Raw genomic sequence first — 21,817 nt, forward strand, 5'->3', positions numbered from 1 at the left:
GTTGTGCAGGATAGCTAATAAAATGTGAATCTTCAGAGGTAATTCAGCTATAAGTAACAAAAAAGGAGTAGCAAGCTACTCCTTTTGTTTAGGTGGTGTAGAAAATTATTCTGTGCGTTTACTTGGAATAACTTTAACTAACTTAACCATATTTTCTTTTATCTCGATAACTTCAATAGGGTAGCCGGCAATACGCAAACTTAGGTTTGAGTCTGGGATGTCCTCTAAGTATTCAACAATTAAACCACTTAGCGTTTTCGGGCCATCAATCGGTAGCTCCCAACCCATTTCTTTATTTAAATCACGAATATTGGCACCGCCATCAACAAGTACTGAGCCATCATCTTGCTCTGTTACTTCTTCACTCGGTGTACGCGTTTGCGTTGTAGTGAAATCACCCACTACTTCTTCAAGAATATCTTCAAGGGTTACTAGACCTTGAATATCACCATACTCATCAACGACTAAGCCAATACGCTCTTTTGATTGCTGGAACTTAAGAAGTTGCGTGTTCAGTGATGTGCCTTCAGGAATAAAGTAGATTTCACGTACCGCACGCAGTAGTGATGGTTTATCAAACTGCTCTTTCGTTAATAGACGCAGTGCATCACGTGAGTGAATAAAACCAACAGCATCATCAATTTGGTCACGATACAACAGTACACGGGTGTGCTGTGCATGAGTAAGTTGGCGGCTGATAAGCTTCCAATCATCATTGATATCGATAGCAACAATTTCGTTGCGTGGGATCATGATATCTTCAACAGTGACTTGCTCTAAATCTAAAATTGAAGTCAGCATGCTTTGGTGGCGAGCAGGTAATAGTGCACCTGATTCGTTCACCACAGTTTTTAGTTCTTCTTTACTTAAGCTGTGCTCTTCAATTTGTGCTGTGGTAATACCAAACAAGCGTAACATGCCGTTGGTCATCCAGTTTACGATAACCACAAACGGGAAAAGGATTTTCAATAGGCCTTTGAGCACAATTGAGCTTGGAAAAGCAACCTTCTCTGGGTATAGCGCAGCAAGTGTTTTTGGCGTTACTTCGGCAAAGATTAAAACAACCAGCGTTAGCGCGCCGGTTGCAATAGCGATACCGAGATCACCATACAAACGAATACCAATAATCGTTGCAACCTGTGCTGCAGCGATATTGACAAGGTTATTACCAATTAAGATCAGACCAATGAGTCTGTCAGGGCGACTTAATAGTTTGCTGACGCGCTTCGCTGCACGATGATCTTCTTTAGCAAGATGACGCAGGCGAATACGGTTGATTGACATAATTCCAGTTTCAGAACCAGAAAAATAAGCAGAAATAAGTATCAATAATCCCAATATAATAAACAGGGTACTAGTCGATATGTCGTCCAAGGATGGATCCTTTTTTTATAAATCAGTGCATATTAAGCTAGAGACAGCTTGCTGAGTCAAGTTAAAACTTATTTAGAACCACTTCTTGGATGAAACGGCTGCCAAAATAAGCAAGTGACAAGATAAAAGCGGCTATCATGATCGAAAATACCACAGGCTTACCACGCCAGCCTTGGCGTAAATGACCTACAGTGACCACGGTGAAAATTAGCCAAGCAATTAACGATAAAACCGTTTTATGGATAAACTCACTGGCAAACATTCCCTCTAAGAAGATAAACCCAGAAAGGAGAGCAAAAGTCAGTAAGATAGTACCCAGCGTGAGTAATTGATACAGCTGACGCTCAACCACCATTAAAGGAGGGAGGTGGCTGTGTACAATTGCCAAGTCTTTGCGTTTGAGGCGCTTATCAATAAAGTAGAACTGGACTGCATAAAGTGTTGAGATTATCAAAACACAATAGGCTAGCAGTGATAACGATATGTGAGTAACTAAACCAAGCTCGACATCGATTGATTGCAAAATCACATGATGCGGTATAAACAAGCTGGCAAGGGTTAGTAAGGCTGCAAAACCATAAACAACTGGCAACAATAAAGTTGCGGGGAATTTGAGAGACACAGCAGTCACCGACACCACAATGACCCAACAGGTTAATAAGGCAACGTTGACGATACTTAAATCTTGGCCGTCAGCACGAAAAACTGAATTAACCAGTAATAGCATATGAGCAAGGATAGCCACAGTGCTAAGAATGACTGTGAGTTTTTGGCTTGGACCTTGTTTGTGAAAAAGGCGTGATAGCACATGTGACGTTGCTAACACATAAAACAAACTAGCAATAATAGTTAAACTAATAATCATCGTGTTTTGGCCACTTAATTTATATCGATAAATCCTTGTCTCTTTGATGCCATTGTATTTTATAGCAAGGCAAAAGCATAGAGTTTGTAAAAAGAAACTCAAACTGCACACTTGAACACTGTATTGTCGACCACCATTTACGGTATACTGCTAGGAATTAAATTTTAATATTGCCTGTATTGTCGCCAAACTTGTTTGATTTATGTACATTGCAGGTGTAACACGTTTTATCGGAACCTTTACATGTTTGAGAATCTCCAAGAACGCTTAGGTAAAACCTTAAAAAATATCAGTGGCCGCGGACGCCTAACTGAAGACAATATAAAAGATACATTACGCGAAGTCCGCATGGCATTTTTGGAAGCGGACGTTGCCTTACCTGTTGTTCGTGAGTTCGTTAAGCAAGTTAAAGAACGCGCCGTAGGTGTTGAAGTAACAAAAAGCTTAAGCCCGGGCCAAGTCTTTATTAAGATTGTTCGTGAAGAACTTGAAAAAGCCATGGGTGAAGCTAACGAAGAGCTAAGCCTTAATGCACAGCCGCCAGCGGTGGTGATGATGGCGGGTTTACAAGGTGCTGGTAAAACGACCAGTGTTGGTAAACTAGCTAAATTCTTAAAAGAGCGTAAAAAGAAATCTGTATTAGTTGTGAGTGCCGACGTTTATCGTCCGGCAGCAATCAAACAGCTTGAAACACTGGCTGATGAAGTGGGTGTTGAGTTCTTCCCAAGTGACATTTCACAAAAGCCTGTTGATATCGCAAACAATGCGATTTCGCACGCGAAGAAGAAATTCATTGATGTGGTATTAGTTGATACCGCAGGTCGTCTACACGTCGATAACGACATGATGGACGAGATCAAAGCACTTCACAGTGCGATTAACCCAATCGAAACCTTATTCGTTGTTGATGCGATGACAGGTCAAGATGCAGCAAACACTGCAAAAGCATTTGATGAAGCGCTTCCTTTAAGTGGTGTGATCTTAACCAAGACCGATGGTGATGCCCGTGGTGGTGCTGCATTATCGATTCGTCATATTACCGGTAAGCCAATTAAGTTTATGGGTGTGGGTGAGCGTACTGATGCTCTTGAACCATTCCACCCTGACCGTATTGCTTCTCGTATCCTAGGTATGGGTGATGTACTTTCATTAATCGAAGAAGTCGAAATGAAAGTAGATAAAGAGAAAGCTGCTAAAGTTGCCGAAAAAGTATTTAAAGGTGATGGTTTCACATTAGATGATTTTGCTGAGCAACTTCGTCAGATGAAGAACATGGGCGGTATGATGTCGATGCTTGATAAGCTGCCAGGCATGCAAAACCTGCCAGACGCTGTAAAAGGCCAGATGGGTGATAAAACTTTCGTACAAATGGAAGCTATCATCAACTCTATGACGCCAAAAGAGCGTGCTCGCCCAGAAATCATCAAAGGCTCGCGTAAAAAACGTATTGCTGCAGGCTCTGGCACTCAGGTGCAAGAAATCAACAAACTGCTTAAGCAATTTACGCAAATGCAGAAGATGATGAAGAAGATGAAAGGCAAAGGTGGCATGAAGAAAATGATGCGCGGCATGAAAGGCATGTTACCACCAGGTATGATGGGTGGCGGCCCTAAATTTTAATAGTGCTGTTTATTAAGTGTATAAAAAGGAGCATATAGCTCCTTTTTTTGTAGATAATTTATGCGTAGTTGTTAGCTGCATGTAAGATTTAAAGCCCAGATCAGTGTTTAATCAACTAAACTTACATTTTGCAGCAGTTCTTACTTGCAATGTTGCAAAAAACTCGTACAATTCCCCAGCTTCCCGTATTGGGGAGTAAATCTTATTAATGAAAACAGTCAATCTAATGTAGAGGACGGTATGGTAACTATTCGTTTGCAACGTGGTGGCGCTAAAAAACGCCCTTTCTATCAAATTGTGGTTGCGGATAGCCGTTTCTCGCGTGACGGTCGCTTCATCGAGAAAGTAGGTTTCTTTAACCCAATCGCTTCTGGTCAGGAAGAAAAAGTACGTTTAGATTTATCTCGTGTTGATCACTGGGTAGGTCAAGGCGCATCTCTTTCAGATCGCGTAGCTAAGTTAGTTAAAGACGCTCGTAAAGCGGCTTAATAGGCGTAAGAGTAACCATGAGTCAAGAGAACACCTCGTATATTACAGTAGGAAAGCTCGGTGCCCCGTATGGTATAAAGGGCTGGCTTAAGGTGCATTCATTTACTGATGATCCCGAAGGGATCTTCGATTTCAGCCCATGGTTGATAGGGCAACAAGGTAAATGGCAGACCTTAGAAGTGGTCGACTGGCGTCGCCACAACAAAGGCTTTATCGCTAAAGTTGCGCAAGTAAACGACCGAGACGAAGCAATGGCTTTAACCAATGCAGAAATCTCAGTAGATGCAGCGCAGCTACCAGAATTACCGCAAGGTGAATTCTATTGGCGAGATCTGATCGGCATGTCTGTTGTAACTGATAAAGGTTATAACTTAGGCACTGTTGATGACCTAATGGAGACAGGGTCAAATGACGTTTTGGTTGTGAAAGCAAACAAAAAAGATGCATTTGGCCAAGCAGAGCGTTTAATTCCTTTCTTAACAGATTCTGTTATTAAAGAAGTTAAACATGATGCAAGAGAAATTACCGTAGACTGGGACCCAGGGTTTTAATGTCACAAACGAGTTCGCTATGGGTAGGGGTGATAAGCCTTTTCCCGGACATGTTTGATGCGATTACCACCCAAGGGGTAACAGGTCGCGCAGTTAAAAATGGTCTAATCGACTTTAACTGTTGGAACCCACGTGACTATGCTACTGATAAGCATAGAACCGTGGATGATCGTCCTTACGGGGGCGGTCCTGGCATGTTAATGATGGTTGAACCATTGAAACAAGCTATCCTTGACGCTAAAAAAGCGGCAGGTGATGGTGCAAAAGTAATTTATATGTCCCCGCAAGGGCGCAAATTAGATCAGCAAGGTGCAAGCGAGCTTGCACAATCAGAAAAGCTGATTTTAATTGCAGGTCGCTATGAAGGTATAGATGAGCGAATTATAGAATCATACGTTGACGAAGAATGGTCAATTGGTGATTTTATTTTAAGTGGTGGTGAGCTACCCGCGATGACGCTAATTGATGCAGTAGCACGATTAGTACCAGGGGTGTTAGGTCATAACCAGTCAGCTGAGCAGGATTCATTTTCGAATGGCTTGCTTGATTGTCCTCACTATACACGGCCAGAGACATTGGATGATAAACAGGTGCCTGCTGTATTACTCAGCGGAAACCACCAAGAAATCGCTAAGTGGCGCACAAAGCAATCACTTGGTAGAACTTGGCTTCGTCGTCCTGACTTGTTGCATAACCTAGCTCTGACTGAGGAGCAAGCGGCACTCCTTGCTGAATTTCAGCAAGAGTACCAACAAGCTTGTGGCTAGAAGACAGTTACACCTAGGAAAGTGAGAAATATAATGGCAAAAGTAAACCAAAATATTATTAAAGCGCTTGAAGAAGAGCAGCTTAAAACAGACGTACCAGCATTCGGCGCTGGTGATACAGTAGTTGTACAGGTACGTGTAAAAGAAGGTAACAAAGAGCGTCTACAGGCCTTTGAAGGTGTTGTAATCGCTAAGCGTAATCGTGGTCTTCACTCAGCATTCACAGTTCGTAAAATCTCGAGCGGTGAAGGTGTTGAGCGTGTATTCCAAACGCACAGCCCTCTTATCGATAGTATCTCAGTTAAACGTCGCGGTGCAGTTCGCCGTGCGAAACTTTACTATCTACGTGAGCGTTCTGGTAAATCTGCACGTATTAGAGAAAAACTTAACTAATACGCGCTGTTTTACAACGCAAAATAAAACGGGTTGCAGCCTTAGGTTGCAACCCGTTTTGGTTTTTATACCACAAAAAAATTTTCCTTCCCTGAGAAATACCGAAATACTCCCTTCTAAATTATCTATTATCCCTTCATAAGCTATGCTACATGCACGTTAGGGCTTTGTGCTTTGGCTGTTATCCTGTTACTATAATTTGTATTAAAAGCTTTACTTTTTTGTATATAAATATTTACGTTTTTAGGGTTTGAGGTGTGGTAACGTGGTAACAGTGAATGATCTAGCTGATTTAAGAGCAGGAATAGATGAATGTGATGCGCAATTGGTGGCATTACTGGCAAAGCGTAATGGGATTACAGAAAAAATAGGCGCAATTAAGCAACAAATCGGTGCTCCATTACATGCACCTGATCGCGAGGCAGATTTACTCGCGGCACGTCGTCAAGAAGCAATCGCACAAGGGGTTAACCCTGAGTTAGTTGAAGATATCCTGCGTCGTATGATGCGTGAAGCCTATCAGAATCAGCAAGGTAGTCTTGCTTGTGTTGCACCTCAGTTATCACCTATTGTAATTGTTGGTGGTGAAGGTGCCATGGGTCAGTTGTTTGCACAACAGTTTACTCGTTCAGGTTATGAAGTGCGTATTTTAGATAAAGCACAGCAAGCACAAAGTGAAACGATATTAAAAGGGGCAAAATTGGTTCTAGTCAGTGTGCCAATTAATGCACTTGAACAAGTCGTCGCAGCGCTACCAACACTTGATGATGATTGTTTGCTGGTAGATATTACCTCCGTTAAGCAGAAACCTCTAAAAGCGCTTATGGCGGCTCATAACGGCCCGGTAGTTGGCTTACACCCGATGTTTGGCCCAGATATTTCGCACTGGGTAAAACAAACGGTTGTGGTGTGTGAAGGGCGAGATCATGAAGTGGCTAAAGGGTTAATGGCACAACTACAAGTTTGGGGCTGCCAAGTAGTTGAAATGGATGCTAAAAAACACGATGAAGCAATGCAGATCATTCAGGTTATGCGCCACTTAACAACTTTTGTATATGGCCAGTTTCTTGCCAAGCAAAGCCATACACTTGCAGAGCTTCGCAGCTGCTCATCACCCATTTATCAATTAGAGTTAATGATGGTAGGGCGCTTATTTGCCCAATCGCCAGAGCTTTACTCTGACATCATGTTAGCGCAATTCGACGATGTAGAAGCACTGCTTGCCAACTACCAAGATACTTTTGCAGACACGCTAGAAAAGCTAAAAGCTGGGGATAAAGCATCATTGATTGCCGCATTTGCTGATGCAAAAGAATACTTCTCTGATGCAACTGCACATTTCTTAACGCAAAGCCGCAGCTTACTCAATAAAGCAAACGACGCGAAAGTGCTTGATTAAACGACTCTTACTTAGCAAAAAAGCCCGCATCAAGCGGGCTTTTTAGTTTAAAATATTTTGTTTTAAATAATCGTTTTAATGACCACCTAATGAGCCAGGTAACGCTCCGCTGTGGTGATTGATTAAACCCCATTGATACAGTAAGTCAGTCATATCTGAAAGGCTGAATAAGGTCATGCTCAAGCCAACAATTGTCAACACGATGGTATAAGGTAGTGCCATGTATACCATGCGTCCATAAGATAGTCTTAACACAGGGGCTAATGTTGATGTAAGCAAGAATAAGAAGGCCGCTTGTCCATTAGGAGTCGCAACACTTGGTAAATTAGTACCTGTGTTAATTGCCACAGCTAATAGGTCAAATTGATCACGGGTAATTTGACCTGCCTGTAACGCAGCAGCCACTTCATTGATATACACAGTACCCACGAAAACGTTATCGCTGACCATCGACAGAATACCGTTGGCAATAAAGAACATCACTAGTTGCAGCTGACCTTCAAAGGTAAGCACCCATGCGATCACAGGTGTAAATAAATGCTGGTCGATAATAACTGCGACAATTGAGAAGAATACGCATAGTAATGCTGTAAATGGTAAGGCTTCTTCAAATGCTTTACCTAACTGGTGTTCTTCAATAATACCAGCACTGGCTGTGGCAAAAATAATGACAGACAAACCAATTAAACCAACAGTGGCTAAGTGAAGGGCTAAACCTATGATCAACCAAACAGCAATGAAAGCTTGAATTGCTAGGTTCACTTTGTCGCGTGTGGTGCGTTTTTTCTCAAGCTTTTTAGCATGATCCGATAAAATCGTGTGGATGGGGGCAGGGAGTTTTGCGCCGTAACCAAAGGCTTTAGTTTTTTCTAGTAAGAAAGTAGTGGTAATACCGGCAATCATAACGGGTAAAGTAATAGGCAACATTCGTAAGAAAAATTCGCCAAATAACCAGCCAGCACGCTCAGCAATGATCAAGTTCTGTGGCTCGCCTACCATGGTACAAACACCGCCTAAGGCAGTACCAATTGATGCATGCATTAATAAGTTACGAAGAAAAGCACGAAACTCTTCAAGCTCTTGACGGTTTACAGGGCGAACTTGGTTATCGTCATTAATATCATGCTCGCTGCTAGAGTCTTTTCCTGATGCAACCTTGTGGTAAATACTGTAAAAGCCCATCGCAACGGCAATAACCACCGCCATCACCGTTAACGCATCTAAGAAAGCAGATAAAAAAGCCGCAGCAATCGTGAACGACAGCGACAATACGGTTTTACTTCGCACCGAAACAACCAGCTTTGTGAAGATATACAAAAGCAAGTCTTTCATAAAATAGATGCCGGCAACCATAAAGATAAGTAACAGGATCACATCGATATTCTGTACTATTTCATGTTCAACTTGGCCGGCGGTTGTCATGCCGATAAATAAGGCCTCAATTGCTAATAAGCCTCCCGGTTGTAGCGGGTAACATTTAAGTGCCATGGCGAGTGTAAAAATAAACTCTAGCACTAATACCCATCCTGCCAGATAAGGGTTAAGTTGAAATAACACCGGGTTGATTAGTAAAAACGCAATAATGGTGTATTTATACCACTGTGGCGAAGTCCCCAAAAAATTTTTAAATACTGCTGGTAAAACGCGCTGCTGCATGGCCGTACCTTTTAATAGTGCTGGTTGTTATTGTTAATAATTAGAAATTCAGTATATCGAAAGTATTGTTATTTGGCGTACTTTTAATCCAAAAGGTCATTTATTTAACTAGATCTTGTAGATTTTTATGCACTGCGGAGTTAGTTTACTTGTTAGTTGCAGATCATCTGGTACAATCAGTGAGTTGAACACCAAATGCGGTAAAAGTAGTTGCTAACTCAAGTGGAAATTGGATGAGAATTTTTAAAGCGAAAAGCCCAGCAGGTTTTGCTGAAGAATACATTGTTGAATCTATTTGGAATGGTGACTTTCCGCCTGGCTCAATTCTTCCTGCTGAACGTGAATTGTCAGAGCTGATTGGTGTAACACGTACAACCTTACGTGAAGTACTTCAGCGTCTAGCTCGTGATGGCTGGCTAACGATTCAACACGGTAAACCTACCCGTGTAAATAACTTCTGGGAAACCTCGGGTCTTAACATTTTAGAGACGCTAGCACGTCTTGATGAAGACAAAATGCCAGAGCTTACAGATCAATTACTTTCTGCTCGCACTAATATCAGCGCAATTTATACTCGTGCAGCTATTAAGCTTGCCCCAGAGCGTGTAATTGAAATCTTATCGCAAAGTGAAGAACTTGAAGACAGTGCCCAAGCATTTGCTGATTACGATTATAAAGTCCACCATGAATTAGCAGTAGCGGGTAATAACCGCATTTACGTGCTTATCTTAAATGGTTTTAAAGGTTTCTACTCAAAAATTGGCTGCCATTACTTCTCTGATTCTCGTACCCGTGAATTAGCGCGTCAGTTTTATAAAGACCTAACAGAGCTTGCTGAGCGTCGTGAGCATGACGGTGCGATTTCTATGATGCGTAAATACGGCCATCAAACAGGTGAAATCTGGCAGCAAATCCGTGGTGATATGCCAGAAGATATCATGGACTAAGTGTCCGTATTGATATTCATTTAAGAACCCAGCTAAAAGCTGGGTTTTTTGTGTTCTGTGGGTCAATTTGCACACTAATATAGAGTTATCTCAATCCACGTTTATTGAGAATCAATTTTTCCGATTAAGCATATCGTTTTTTTCGATTGTTCATTTGTCTGTAACCTCATTAAACTATCTTGCAAATTATCAATACTTACTCTTGGTTTTTGATTTTTAGTAACCATATCTAAGTGAGTATTGCATAGGCAATTGGAAATAAACTCAAATATTTGGAGATAAAAATGGGTGTATTAGTTGGCCGTCAGGCACCAGACTTTACTGCAGCAGCTGTTCTTGGTAACGGTGAAATCGTTGAAAACTTCAACCTAAAAGAAACTATCAAAGGTAAAAAAGCAGTTATCTTCTTTTACCCGTTAGACTTCACTTTCGTTTGTCCTTCAGAGCTAATCGCTTTCGACAAGCGTTTTGAAGAGTTCCAAAAGCGTGGCGTTGAAGTAATCGGTGTTTCTATCGATTCACAATTCTCACACAATGCATGGCGTAACACTGCCGTTGCTGACGGTGGTATTGGTCAAGTTAAATATGCACTAGTTGCAGACGTTAAACACGAAATCTGTCAAGCATACGACGTTGAGCACCCAGAAGCAGGTGTTGCTTTCCGTGGTTCTTTCCTAATCGACGAAGAAGGTAACGTACGTCACCAAGTAGTTAACGACCTTCCACTAGGCCGTAACATCGACGAAATGATCCGCATGGTTGACGCGCTAGCGTTCCACAGCGAGCACGGTGAAGTATGTCCAGCTGGTTGGACTGAAGGTAAAAAAGGTATGGACGCAAGCCCTGCAGGTGTTGCTAAATTCCTTTCTGAAAACGAAGGCGACCTATAATCTAGGCCTTAGTTAAAGAATTAAAAAACCCGCCAATTGGCGGGTTTTTGTTTTTAAGCTCAACGATATTAGTTAAAGCGCATTGTTAGCTTAGTATAGAAATAACGACCACGTGGGTTATGTACGCTTGATACATAGCCATATAAGTCGCCATCACCATCACCGATTGCAAACGGAGGATCTTCATCAAACACGTTATTCACACCCACAGAAAGTTTGATTTTCTCTGAGAAGTTATAAGCAGTTTGTAAATCAACTAGCGTTTGTGAATCAACCATACGTGATGTGTTGCTATCAAAGTCTAAATTACCGTCAAAGTCGATATCTGGCGTATCTTCAAACTCGCCCGTGTAACTGACGTTCACATTAGTGTTGAAGTCACCCATTTCCCAGTTTGTTGAGAAAATCCAACGGTTTTCAGGATAACGATACTCGCCAGTGTAATCACGGCCATCTTTCTTAAATTCGTTTTGGTAAGCCCATTCTAAATTGAATTTTAAGAAGCCGTAATCGTTCATCGCATGTGTGTAGTTAGCCGATACATCGACACCTGATACTTCTTGTGATGAGACGTTTTCAAAGGTGCTGTAAACTTTTTGGATTACACCTAAACTCTGACCATTTTGTGGTGCTAAACGTACACACACAGTGCTGTTTTGGTCATTACAGTTGTTATCATAGATAGGGCCGAACTCTTGCTCGTCAATCTTATTATCTTGCGTAATGCTCCATACATCGACTCCAAAACCAAATTCAGCAGTTGGTGCCCAGATGAAACCCACATTCCATGACTCTGATTCTTCAGCTTCAAGGTTCGGATTACCTGCAAATTGGATATTGTAATCTAGAGCGTTACAATCCTGTCCCGTTGCCTGACAACGGTAAGTATCTACAAAGAACTGACTCTCTTCAGATGGACCTAAACCAATTTGTGCCAATGAAGGCGCGCGGAAACCTTGAGCCCACGAACCACGAACAGTGATTGAATCTGTAGGTGCCCAGCGAACAGCTACTTTAGGGTTTGTTGTTGAGCCAAAATCACTGTAGTCATCGTATCGACCCGCTAACTGCAGTTCTAGGTTATCTGCTAACGGAATTGAAAACTCAATATAAGCTGCGTATTGATCGCGTTCTGCAGCGGCTGAGACAGACTCAGTACCAAAGATTAACCCACGTTGAAATTGGTCGTCTGGAATATCGCTTACATCTTCTTCACGGTATTCAATACCAGCAGCCATCATTACTACATCATCGCCAAAGCTAAATGCTTCACCACTGATATTTGCATCAAATGAAGTCATATGAGACTCACCACGGCGTACTAAGCTTGTCGTGATACGGTCAATCACTGCTTGGTCATTATAGGTGCCACCAAATGGGTTATAGTTACCCGCATCGATTTCTTGTTGTAAGAAATCAGTGCGCACCCAACCTTGGCTTCTGTCACCGGTTTGCATTGATTTACTGCGACCTTTTTGAACTGCTGCTTCCCAGCTCCAGTCACTGATCTCACCTTTTAGGCCTGCAACAAAACGCAGCGTATCTGATTCAATATCCCATTGGCGAGGGCCGGCATCTACCGTTCTATAGCGACCAATTTCGATATCTTGACCAAATGGGTTATTAGGATGGCTTGCTGGCACAGTTAAACCGGCATCTTCATCAAGAGGCGTTGGTGCACCTGCTGCTTGCGACGTATTATGTTGTACTGCAACCTCTAAGAAAGCTGAAATACCGTTGTCGAAGTTATATTCAAATTGTGAGATAGCACCGACGCGCTCAGATGCTGGGGTTACATAACCAAATGGGCCGTAGTCAAATAAGCAGCTGCCACTTGCAGTTGCATTTTCTGCCGGACAGGCCGGATCAATGGTTTTTTCACCATCTACATAAAAGTAACCCGGGAAGCCACGGGATGAGCGAAAATCCATACCACCGTATGGTTCTTGGTTTGCTGTACCTAGGCGGCCCATTTCATCAGAAGAGAGAGCGGTGTTGTTAAAGTAATCAATAATAATTGATGCGCTGCTTTTTTCTGTACTGGTGCCCCAAACTAGGCTTGCTGTTTTTTCTTCGTAGTTAGGACCATCAGTGCCACCATATCCAAGGTTTACCTCTAGGCCGTTAATATCTTTCTTTAAGATAATATTAACTACACCTGCAACTGCATCAGAACCATAAATAGCTGATGCGCCATCCTTTAAAATATCGATACGCTCAATTGCAGAGACAGGAATTGAGTTGATATCAACAAACGAATTAGTAATGCTTTCAGCAAAGGCGCTAATAGATACACGACGGCCATTAATAAGTACCAATGTTGCGTCTGAGCCTAAGCCACGAAGGCTGACTGCAGCAGCACCATTAGCTGTAGAGTCTTGGTTATTACCGCGAGTAGAGAAAGTACCATTACCGGCGACTGGCATACGCTCTAATAGTTGTTGTAGGTTGTCGTAGCCCATGTTATCGATGTCTGCACGACTGATTGATTGAACCGGTGATGGCCCTTCAATGTCAGAGCGCTTAATGCGAGAACCTGTAACTTCAATACGTTCGACCTTATCAGCTCCGTCTGACTCTGCAGCAACTGACATAAAACTTGTGCCTGCTAATGCTGCAACTGTAAATGCATAGAGAGGTCGTTGTATAAAGCGATGGGTGTTCTTCATATATTTCAATCCTTGTATAATTGTGAAAGTATTGTGAATTAATCACGATAAAGATTGATATCATGTAAATGGTGGCGAATGAAATAGCAAAAAAGTATGGGTTTATTAAGGGGTTAAGTTCTTAAGTAGGGAAAGTCAGGACTAGTAAGGGGCACGAGCCTACCAAAAAGGTTAGGCTCATTTCATAAATTAAGCTTTATGTTTCATCAGGCGTTCTTTTTCACGCGCCCAATCTTTATTTTTTCCGTCTTCACGTTTGTCGTGCATCTTTTTACCTTTAGCAAGGTGGAACTCCAACTTCACCCAGCATTTTTTCCAGTACATTGCAGTCGCGATTAATGAAAAACCTTCGCGTTCTGTAGCACCGATAAGACGATCGATTTCACGCTTATTTAAAAGTAACTTACGATACCTTAAAGGATCGCAAATTACGTGAGTAGAAGCACTGTTGAGAGGCTGAATTTGACTGCCAAGTAAAAATGCTTCGCCGTTTTTAATGTGAATATAAGTCTCAGAGATGTTTACTTTACCAGCTCGGATACTTTTTACTTCCCAGCCCTGTAGTTCAACCCCTGCTTCGAACTTATCGTGTAAAAAATACTCATGACGCGCTTTTTTGTTAAGCGCGATGGTATTACTTGTCGATTTAGATGATTTTTTCTTAGCCATAGTGGCTCATATTATACGTAAAAACAGTGTTTTTACATCGCTTTTTTAAGGCTTTGCAGATATTTTCGTGTTACTAAAATTTGGGGAAATAGCCAAAGCTTGCTAAAATTCGCCGACAAAGTTGGGAGTGAGTATGCCGCAAATAGAAAAAAGTGCGCTTGTAATGTACAGCAGCAAAGAAATGTTTGATTTAGTGAATGATGTTGATGCTTATCCAGAGTTTTTGCCACATTGCTCAGATGCAAAAATCGTTACACAACAAGCCAGTGGCATGACGGCCAGTTTAGAGATCTCAAAAGCCGGCTTAAAAAAGTGGTTCACTACCGAAAATACCTTTATTGATGAGCAAACTGTTGCACTACGCTTAGTCGACGGCCCATTTAAAAAGCTGCAAGGTAAATGGCATTTTTTACCGCTGGACGATAAAGCATGTAAAGTTCAGCTTCACCTTGAGTTTGAATTTGCTAGTAAACTTATTGAGATGGCTTTCGGTAAAGTATTTAACGAAGTCGCTAAGAACATGGTTAATGCATTTACACAACGCGCTAAAACTGTATATGGAGTTCGCCCATGATCACTGTTGAAGTGGTTTTTGCCTTACCTACAACGGCAACTAGTTTGCTGGTAGAAGTGCCAGTAGGCACTACAGCTGAGCAAGCGGTGATTAAGTCAGGTATTATTGATAAGTGCCCTGAAATAGACGCAAATAACCTAACGCTTGGGATTTGGAATCGTACTTGTAAACTGCATCAAGAAGTAAAAGATGGCGATCGCATAGAAATCTATCGACCGCTTATTGCTGATCCAAAGGATGCACGCAGACGCCGGGCTGAAAAAGCCAAAGAAGAGGGCCGAGCCAACAAAGTGACGGGCGGTCGCCCTTTAAATAAAGCATAAAAAAGGGTAGCTTAGGCTACCCTTAATAATTTGCGCTGCTATTACTCTTGTTCAAGCGGCGTATTAAATTCGCTAGGTTGTTCATAGTCTCCTGACAACGAAACAAGCTTATCGTTTTCAAAGTTAATAGTGAGTGACTTACGTTGCTCGTTGCTACGACCAAGGTTGAATACGTACAGGTAGTGCCAGGTATTTTTATCAAATGAGTCTTCAGCTACTGGCTTGCCTAGTACATACAGTACTTGCTCGCGAGTCATATTTACACGAAGCTTATCTACATCTGATTGCTCTAAGAAGTTACCTTGAGGAATGTTGATTCGGTAAACCCAGCTTGAACACCCTGCTGTAGCACTTAAAGTAAGGGTAAGTACTAACCAAAAAGAAAAAGTTTTAAACGACTGCATTATTTGTTTGAATCCTTATTTTTTATACACTGCATGATACCGATTAGTCACAGAAGGTAAAACCCTTTTCAGTAATTGTTTTTACTGAAATGCGATTAACAATCACGAGGCACAGATTTGACCACAGCAAACCCAGAAAGTTTACAGCAGCCTATAAAAAACAACGAAAATTCAGAGGCTCTGTGGCATTTGTATATAGTGCAAACACGTTTAGGTCATTGGTACACTGGGATCAGCACTAACGTTGAAAAGCGTTTTATGCAGCATCAAGCGGGAAAAGGGGCTAAAAACCTCAAAGGCAAAGGGCCTTTAACACTTATCTATCAACAGCAGGTAGGTAATCGTAGTGAAGCAACTAAACTTGAAATAAGCGTAAAAAAGCTCAGCAAAGCACAAAAAAGACAGTTTGTTTTAACCTCTGAACTACCCAAATAGCTAACTTGGAAGCTTTTCAATAAATAGGGCTATCTTCGCCATGGCATATTCGAACAATGTAAAGTCGATGTGCGCCGCTGTGTCAGTGCTTTGATGATGATGTTTATCGTGTCCGATGCCAAAATAAATGTAAGGGATCCCGGCTTTAGCGAATGAATAATGATCACTTGCTCTGCGCCAATCAACTTTGAGATCAAATAATCGATTCAGCCTCGCTGACGAGCTAGTTGCCATAAAGGTTAGCTGCTCATCAGATAGGGTTTTAATGTCAGTTTGATATTGCGCTAGTGATTGCTTATCTAAAAACGCATAGATACGCGGTTTTCGTGGGTTTACAACGAGCATATCTAAATTAATATTAAGTTTGATTTCGTCTTTATTAAGTGTTGATACCAAGTACTCGCTACCATGTAGGCCATTTTCTTCTGCATCGGTTGCAACAAAAACTAATTGATAGGGCTGGGGGCTTTGTGCAAAGTGCTCAGCTAAATAAAGTAAAGCGGCAACGCCGCTGGCATTGTCATTAGCACCAGGATAAAGCCGACTGCCTTTTTGCCCTAGGTGATCATAGTGGGCAGTAAAAATAACTTTTTTACAGTTTTCACAGCGGCTATTTTGGGACGCAATAATGTTCCGCCCAGTAGCCTTGCCAAAGAATCCTGATTGATAAGTAAAACTTTGCTCATCAACAGTGTAGCCAAGTGAGGTAAAGCGCTCAGAAACAAACTCTGCGGCTAACTGAGCGCCTTGAGTCGCCGTTTTTCGCCCTGCAAATTGAGCCGATGTTAGCGTTATTATGTCTTGTTCTAAGTCTTTACTGGCAAAAGCGTGCCCAGTGCTTATCAGTACAGCACTAGCGGTAATCAATAAGCTTTGCAGTATGCGAGCGAAGCGCTTGTAATTTACTTTCGTAACGCTGTTTATCATGATCAAAGTCTGCTTTATTGTTTGCCATAGTTAAATATTTTTTAGCCAGCTTTAAGTCACCCAATTGATAGTAGGTTCTCGCTAAACCAAAATCAGTATCATGCAGGGTTGGATTTAAGTCACGGGCTTTTTTGTAGTGCTTTAAGGCATCTTGATAACGGGCGGTTGTATAGGCGTCATTTCCTAAAGAAATATGATAATACGGGTTTGCTTGGCGCTTTTTATCAAGCTTGGCTAATATAGCTTGACCTTGCTCTTTACGATCGGTCAGGTTATAGAGTCTTGCTAAATTGCCTAATGCGGTGTTGTTGTCTGGATCTAAACTAATCGCGTATTGGTAGGCTGTTTCTGCATTTTGATAGTCACTCGTTAATCTGAATAATACCCCAAGGTTGCCCCATGCACCTGAGTAGTTGCTATCAATATCAACTGCCGCCTTGTAATAGCTAAAAGCAGTATCATAATCATGTTTTAGCATCGCAGCTGCACCTTTATTGTTATAAAACATTGCTGTGATGCGGGCTTTATTGATGTTGCTAGTTTTAAACGCTTCTTGGCGGCTGTTAGGGTCAAAGTCTATTACTAAAGAGCGCTCTTCTGGGTAAATGACTTTTCTATTTACCACCAGTTTTTGAGCTTCACTTACTTTTAAGTTGATATGGCCTGTGAGTAAATTAAAGCCATTATCAAGTGCCCAATATTCTGGGATATGCACTTTTTGAAATTGTCCTGCAAGGCCAAGGTAGTCAGCAAGACTATAGGCTAAAATCGATAACGATAAACAGTTGGCGTTTAAATTTGAGTAGGCTTGATTAGCGGTTAAGGTCGCACCAGATTGATAAGATAAAGACGCATCGCCATTTTGCAACAGGAACTTCAGCAAACGTTTAGTGCTTTGCAATGAACGGCTGTCTTTTGGAAAAGCACTATCAAGTTGCTCTTTTACATGTTTGCTTAATGCAAAAATCTCTTGTTGAGTTTCAACTGGGATTTGAGTAAACGTATTACTTTGCGTCAAAGCAAATGGTGGGGGAGCGGTGTTATTTTCTGTACTACTACACGCTGTTAATAAGCAAAAGCTTGAGGCTAAAACAATGCTAGATAATTTCATCTGACCCTCTTAAATCATGGCCTAATACCATTTAAGTATAGGCCGTGAATGAAAAAGGGGCAGGGTTAACTGTTACAAAACGTGTCAGCGTTTATCAAATGTCGCAACAAGGTCATCAAGGGTTTGCGCACTGTTCGCTAAGTCTTTGATTGCTTGTTCACTGTCAATTTGTTCACGCATGACGTTGTCACTAATGTCACTTATTTGTTCAATATTGCGACCGACATCTGCCACAACATTACTTTGCTCTTCGGTCGCAGTTGCTATTAAGGTTGCCATATCGTTTATTTCATTGGCAGCATCGTTAATGGCATTAAGTAATTCAACAGAGTTCTGCATTGCATCAACGCTTAATTGAGCTTGTGATTTTGAGTGATTAATATGATTAACCACTAAATCAGAGGTACTGGTAAGTTCACTGATCATAGTTTGAATTTCAGTTGTTGATTGTGAAGTGCGATTTGCAAGCGCTCTTACTTCATCTGCTACAACAGCAAAGCCTCGGCCGTGCTCACCCGCACGAGCAGACTCAATCGCCGCATTAAGTGCTAACAAGTTGGTTTGCTCAGAAATACCCCTGATAGAGTCAACAATACTGGCGATAGCTTGCGTTTTATTTGCCAACTCGTTTACTTGCTCGGTGATATTATCGATATCACATGCCAGCTCTATTATCGCTTCTTTACTTTGCGTTACCTGAGTATGGCTTTGTTCAGTGTTCTGCTTACTATTCTCAGTGAGCTTAGCCGTGTTCGATGCGCTTGAGGCAATTTCTTGCACTGTCGCACCCATTTCATTAATTGCCGCAGCAACCGAGATAGTTTGCTCTTTTTGATTATCAAGCGCTTCTGAGTTCTTTTGTGCTTGCTGAAATACATGATCAGCGCTTTGTCTGATTTCACTACTCTCTTGAGCTACTTGACTAATTGCAGTTTCAATCTTAGAGATAAATTGGTTAAAGCCTGCAGATAAGTTAGCAAGTTCTGGCTGCTCAGAGTCAGGAAGTCTATATGCTAAGTTAGCATCACCAGAGCCTAAACGGGTGAATAACTCAGCCATTTTCGACAGCGGCGATGAAAGCGTGCGTGCAAGCACTAAACCAGCAAAACTTGCGATCAGCGCAATCACTATTGCAAAGCTGATGATTTGCCATTGTAAAACCTGAATACTCGAAAACACTTCGTGCTTAGGTACTTGGGCAATAACAAATAAATCGGTGTTTTTAATTGGACTTGCAGCCACTAAGGTTGCTTCTCCGTTGAGAACAATCTCTTGTAAATTGAAGTCGCTTTGCGTTAGCAGAGTACGCGTGATACCCGTTTTATAAACGTCATCCAACTTAGCTTTAGCGACTTTGTTTTCGTCTTTATGTAGCTGAATGAGGCCGTTTTTATCGGCAACAAATACAAAACCTGTTTCTTCGATTTGGAAGCGCTGCAGCATAGCCTGCATATCGTCAATGCTTTTAGCAAGGCCTGCTAAACCAATGCCGTTGGTTTGCTGGTGGTTTACAAACATTTTCACATCAGTCGGTGATTCTTGATAGATACTGATAGAAAAAGGTTGTGCGGTGTTTGTAAACGCAAAAAACCAACCATCTTGTTCTTTAGTTAAAACGCGCAAGAAGCCGTCTTGGTTCCAATATTGTGCGGTCTCACGATTAGCCCACGAAGCTGTTGCTAAATCGTATTGCTTAACAAGGCGGTTAAGTTCTTTTAGTAGTGTTTTATCATCAGTATTGCCTGAACGCGCCCACTCTAATACAAATTCGTTACTAGAGAGTTGCTCAGCTGCACTGATCATTTGATTTATATCGTGAGTAATATAGTTATCAATAGCTTGAAGTTTGCTAGGTAGCTCAGATTCAATCATTCGTTGTTCGATGATTTGTTTTGCACTGTATATCGCTGTTGCGCCGATTAACGCAGCAACAATGAGGGCAATTGAACTGCCAAGCAGTGTAATTTTTTTAGTAATGGTGAGTTGATTTAACGCCATGAAAGTGTCTTAGTTTACAACATTTAAGTCAGTAAATTTAGCATACACATTACAGATGACGAATCAATGTAGGGACAAAAAAAAGCCCAAAGCATATAAGCAATTGGGCTTGGTTTCTAACAAGCGAAACTTACTTTCCAGGGTTAAACAATTTTCTTCATTGCTGACATGTAACCACGTAGCTTGCTACCAATGATTTCAACCGGGTGCTCGCGTAGTGCTTTATTCACGGCAATCAAGGTTTGGTTATCAACTTGGTTGCTAGCACTATCAAGTCCTTTACCAATCACATCAGTGTCGATGTCTTTCATAAAGTCTTGTAGAAGCGGTAAACACGCGTGGTTGTATAAGTAACAGCCATACTCTGCAGTATCTGAAATAGTTCGGTTCATTTCGAAAAGCTTCTTACGAGCAATGGTGTTTGCGATAAGCGGCGTTTCGTGTAGTGATTCATAGTAAGCAGATTCAGCGATGATACCTGCGGCAGTCATGGTTTCGAAAGCAAGCTCAACACCTGCTTTAACCATTGCAACCATTAAAATACCTTGGTCGAAGAATGCTTGCTCGCTGATCTCTTGGTCGGTATTTTGTTGCTTTTCGAATGCAGTTTCGGCAGTTTCTGCGCGCCATGCTAGTAATTTTGCGTCATCTTCAGCCCAGTCAGCCATCATACCACGAGAGAATTCGCCGCTGATGATATCGTCCATATGCTTGTTATAAAGCGGGCGCATAATTGTTTTAAGTTCTTCACTTAATTCAAATGCTTTCACTTTTGCTGGGTTTGATAAGCGGTCAAGCATGTTAGTCACACCACCATACTTAAGTGCTTCAGTGATCACTTCCCAACCGTATTGGATTAGCTTTGACGCGTAGCTTGCATCAATGCCTTTTTCCACCATTTTATCGAAGCAAAGTAGTGAACCTGTTTGCAACATGCCACATAGTATCGTTTGCTCACCCATTAAGTCTGATTTAACTTCTGCAATGAATGATGATTTTAGTACACCCGCACGATGACCACCGGTACCTGCTGCATATGCTTTAGCTTGCGCTAAACCATGGCCTTGAGGGTCGTTTTCTGGGTGAACCGCAATTAATGTTGGTACACCAAAGCCACGTTTGTACTCTTCACGTACTTCTGAACCAGGGCACTTAGGTGCAACCATGATTACTGTTAAGTCTTCACGGATTTGCATGCCTTCTTCAACAATGTTGAAGCCGTGTGAATAAGCAAGTGTTGCACCTTGTTTCATTAGCGGCATGATGGCAGTTACAACAGCCGTATGTTGTTTATCAGGCGTTAGGTTTAATACAACATCTGCTGTTGGAATAAGTTCTTCATAAGTACCTACAGTAAAACCATTTTCAGATGCGTTTAAGAAAGATTGACGACGCTCAGCAATCGCTGATTCACGAAGTGTATAAGAAACATCTAAACCTGAATCACGTAAATTTAAACCTTGGTTAAGGCCTTGTGCGCCACAACCGACAATAACGAGTTTTTTCCCTTTTAAAGCGTCTACACCATCAGCAAACTCTGCTGGGTCCATAAATTCACACTGCGCTAATTGCGCTAACTGCTCTCTTAAAGGAAGAGTATTAAAATAATTCGCCATTGTTAGTGTCCTATAAATACAATTTTGTTAGAAAATCAAAGAACCGACGTGGTGTTCTTTGTATGTATTAACACTATGCAATTTTTCACCTTGCGTAAAATGATATATTTGAATTAAAGTATTTCATAAAATGAAATGGT

The 21,817-nt window shown here is 41.6% G+C and carries 21 protein-coding genes; 11 read left to right on the forward strand and 10 right to left on the reverse strand.

What is annotated here, in order from left to right; genetic code table 11:
- Positions 1-105: 105 nt before the first annotated feature.
- Positions 106-1,374 carry an HlyC/CorC family transporter gene (locus HUS62_RS06685; RefSeq protein WP_130051057.1) on the reverse strand — a complete coding sequence of 423 codons (1,269 nt, stop codon included), beginning with the start codon at positions 1,372-1,374 and terminating at the stop codon, positions 106-108.
- A gap of 61 nt (positions 1,375-1,435) precedes the next feature.
- The gene (locus HUS62_RS06690) at positions 1,436-2,239 is read right to left on the reverse strand and encodes an inner membrane protein YpjD (protein WP_054551738.1); all 804 of its coding nucleotides are present in this window, start codon (positions 2,237-2,239) and stop codon (positions 1,436-1,438) included.
- Between the two features lie 243 nt (positions 2,240-2,482).
- On the opposite strand from HUS62_RS06690, the gene ffh reads away from it, so the two are divergent.
- From ffh to tyrA, 6 genes are all read left to right on the forward strand, one after another.
- The gene (gene ffh / locus HUS62_RS06695) at positions 2,483-3,859 is read left to right on the forward strand and encodes a signal recognition particle protein (protein WP_054551737.1); all 1,377 of its coding nucleotides are present in this window, start codon (positions 2,483-2,485) and stop codon (positions 3,857-3,859) included.
- A 240-nt stretch (positions 3,860-4,099) separates the two neighbouring features.
- Positions 4,100-4,348 carry a 30S ribosomal protein S16 gene (gene rpsP / locus HUS62_RS06700; RefSeq protein WP_054551736.1) on the forward strand — a complete coding sequence of 83 codons (249 nt, stop codon included), beginning with the start codon at positions 4,100-4,102 and terminating at the stop codon, positions 4,346-4,348.
- Between the two features lie 17 nt (positions 4,349-4,365).
- Positions 4,366-4,899, forward strand: coding sequence for a ribosome maturation factor RimM (gene rimM, locus HUS62_RS06705; RefSeq protein WP_054561890.1), 534 nt, complete (start codon positions 4,366-4,368; stop codon positions 4,897-4,899).
- Positions 4,899-5,666, forward strand: coding sequence for a tRNA (guanosine(37)-N1)-methyltransferase TrmD (gene trmD, locus HUS62_RS06710; protein ID WP_054551734.1), 768 nt, complete (start codon positions 4,899-4,901; stop codon positions 5,664-5,666). Before rimM ends, trmD begins: the two co-directional genes overlap by 1 nt.
- A gap of 33 nt (positions 5,667-5,699) precedes the next feature.
- On the forward strand, positions 5,700-6,059 hold the full coding sequence (gene rplS, locus HUS62_RS06715; protein ID WP_054551733.1) for a 50S ribosomal protein L19: 360 nt from the start codon (positions 5,700-5,702) through the stop codon (positions 6,057-6,059).
- Positions 6,060-6,324: 265 nt separating this feature from the next.
- Positions 6,325-7,458 carry a bifunctional chorismate mutase/prephenate dehydrogenase gene (gene tyrA, locus HUS62_RS06720; protein ID WP_175078960.1) on the forward strand — a complete coding sequence of 378 codons (1,134 nt, stop codon included), beginning with the start codon at positions 6,325-6,327 and terminating at the stop codon, positions 7,456-7,458.
- Between the two features lie 75 nt (positions 7,459-7,533).
- On the opposite strand, the gene nhaB is transcribed toward tyrA, so the two are convergent.
- A complete protein-coding gene (nhaB, locus tag HUS62_RS06725; protein ID WP_175078961.1) occupies positions 7,534-9,114 on the reverse strand; it encodes a sodium/proton antiporter NhaB in 1,581 nt (526 codons plus the stop codon).
- Positions 9,115-9,347: 233 nt separating this feature from the next.
- Here nhaB and fadR point away from each other — a divergent pair, with 233 nt between their 5' ends.
- Both fadR and HUS62_RS06735 read left to right on the forward strand, forming a co-directional pair.
- Positions 9,348-10,061 (forward strand): fatty acid metabolism transcriptional regulator FadR, encoded by a 714-nt coding sequence (gene fadR, locus HUS62_RS06730; RefSeq protein WP_054561887.1) that lies wholly within the window; start codon positions 9,348-9,350, stop codon positions 10,059-10,061.
- Between the two features lie 284 nt (positions 10,062-10,345).
- Positions 10,346-10,951: a peroxiredoxin C gene (locus HUS62_RS06735; protein WP_054561886.1), complete on the forward strand. Its 606-nt coding sequence runs from the start codon at positions 10,346-10,348 to the stop codon at positions 10,949-10,951.
- Positions 10,952-11,019: 68 nt separating this feature from the next.
- On the opposite strand, the gene HUS62_RS06740 is transcribed toward HUS62_RS06735, so the two are convergent.
- Positions 11,020-13,545 (reverse strand): TonB-dependent receptor, encoded by a 2,526-nt coding sequence (locus HUS62_RS06740; protein WP_404936067.1) that lies wholly within the window; start codon positions 13,543-13,545, stop codon positions 11,020-11,022.
- 264 nt (positions 13,546-13,809) lie between these two features.
- On the reverse strand, positions 13,810-14,289 hold the full coding sequence (smpB, locus tag HUS62_RS06745; RefSeq protein WP_054551727.1) for an SsrA-binding protein SmpB: 480 nt from the start codon (positions 14,287-14,289) through the stop codon (positions 13,810-13,812).
- Between the two features lie 133 nt (positions 14,290-14,422).
- Here smpB and HUS62_RS06750 point away from each other — a divergent pair, with 133 nt between their 5' ends.
- Positions 14,423-14,863, forward strand: coding sequence for a type II toxin-antitoxin system RatA family toxin (locus HUS62_RS06750; RefSeq protein ID WP_054561884.1), 441 nt, complete (start codon positions 14,423-14,425; stop codon positions 14,861-14,863).
- Entirely contained in the window at positions 14,860-15,186 is a 327-nt protein-coding gene (locus HUS62_RS06755) for an RnfH family protein (protein WP_055197025.1), read from the forward strand. Before HUS62_RS06750 ends, HUS62_RS06755 begins: the two co-directional genes overlap by 4 nt.
- 41 nt (positions 15,187-15,227) lie before the next feature.
- Here the strand turns inward: HUS62_RS06755 and HUS62_RS06760 are convergent, their stop codons facing one another.
- The gene (locus HUS62_RS06760; RefSeq protein ID WP_054551724.1) at positions 15,228-15,590 is read right to left on the reverse strand and encodes an outer membrane protein assembly factor BamE; all 363 of its coding nucleotides are present in this window, start codon (positions 15,588-15,590) and stop codon (positions 15,228-15,230) included.
- 117 nt (positions 15,591-15,707) lie between these two features.
- Between HUS62_RS06760 and HUS62_RS06765 the strand changes: the two genes are divergently transcribed.
- Positions 15,708-16,025, forward strand: a complete 318-nt coding sequence (locus HUS62_RS06765) for a GIY-YIG nuclease family protein (protein ID WP_062564301.1) — start codon at positions 15,708-15,710, stop codon at positions 16,023-16,025.
- Here HUS62_RS06765 and HUS62_RS06770 read toward each other — a convergent pair whose 3' ends face one another.
- The 4 genes from HUS62_RS06770 to ilvC form a co-directional block, all read right to left on the reverse strand.
- Entirely contained in the window at positions 16,026-16,892 is an 867-nt protein-coding gene (locus HUS62_RS06770; protein ID WP_175078963.1) for a M20/M25/M40 family metallo-hydrolase, read from the reverse strand.
- Positions 16,879-18,063, reverse strand: a complete 1,185-nt coding sequence (locus HUS62_RS06775) for a tetratricopeptide repeat protein (RefSeq protein ID WP_175078964.1) — start codon at positions 18,061-18,063, stop codon at positions 16,879-16,881. Before HUS62_RS06775 ends, HUS62_RS06770 begins: the two co-directional genes overlap by 14 nt.
- A gap of 84 nt (positions 18,064-18,147) precedes the next feature.
- Positions 18,148-20,061 (reverse strand): methyl-accepting chemotaxis protein, encoded by a 1,914-nt coding sequence (locus HUS62_RS06780; RefSeq protein WP_175078965.1) that lies wholly within the window; start codon positions 20,059-20,061, stop codon positions 18,148-18,150.
- A gap of 143 nt (positions 20,062-20,204) precedes the next feature.
- Positions 20,205-21,677 carry a ketol-acid reductoisomerase gene (gene ilvC / locus HUS62_RS06785; RefSeq protein ID WP_062564305.1) on the reverse strand — a complete coding sequence of 491 codons (1,473 nt, stop codon included), beginning with the start codon at positions 21,675-21,677 and terminating at the stop codon, positions 20,205-20,207.
- Between the last annotated feature and the right edge of the window lie 140 nt (positions 21,678-21,817).

Source organism: Pseudoalteromonas sp. 0303, from assembly GCF_013349995.1.
In the GTDB taxonomy this organism is placed as follows: Bacteria; Pseudomonadota; Gammaproteobacteria; order Enterobacterales; family Alteromonadaceae; genus Pseudoalteromonas.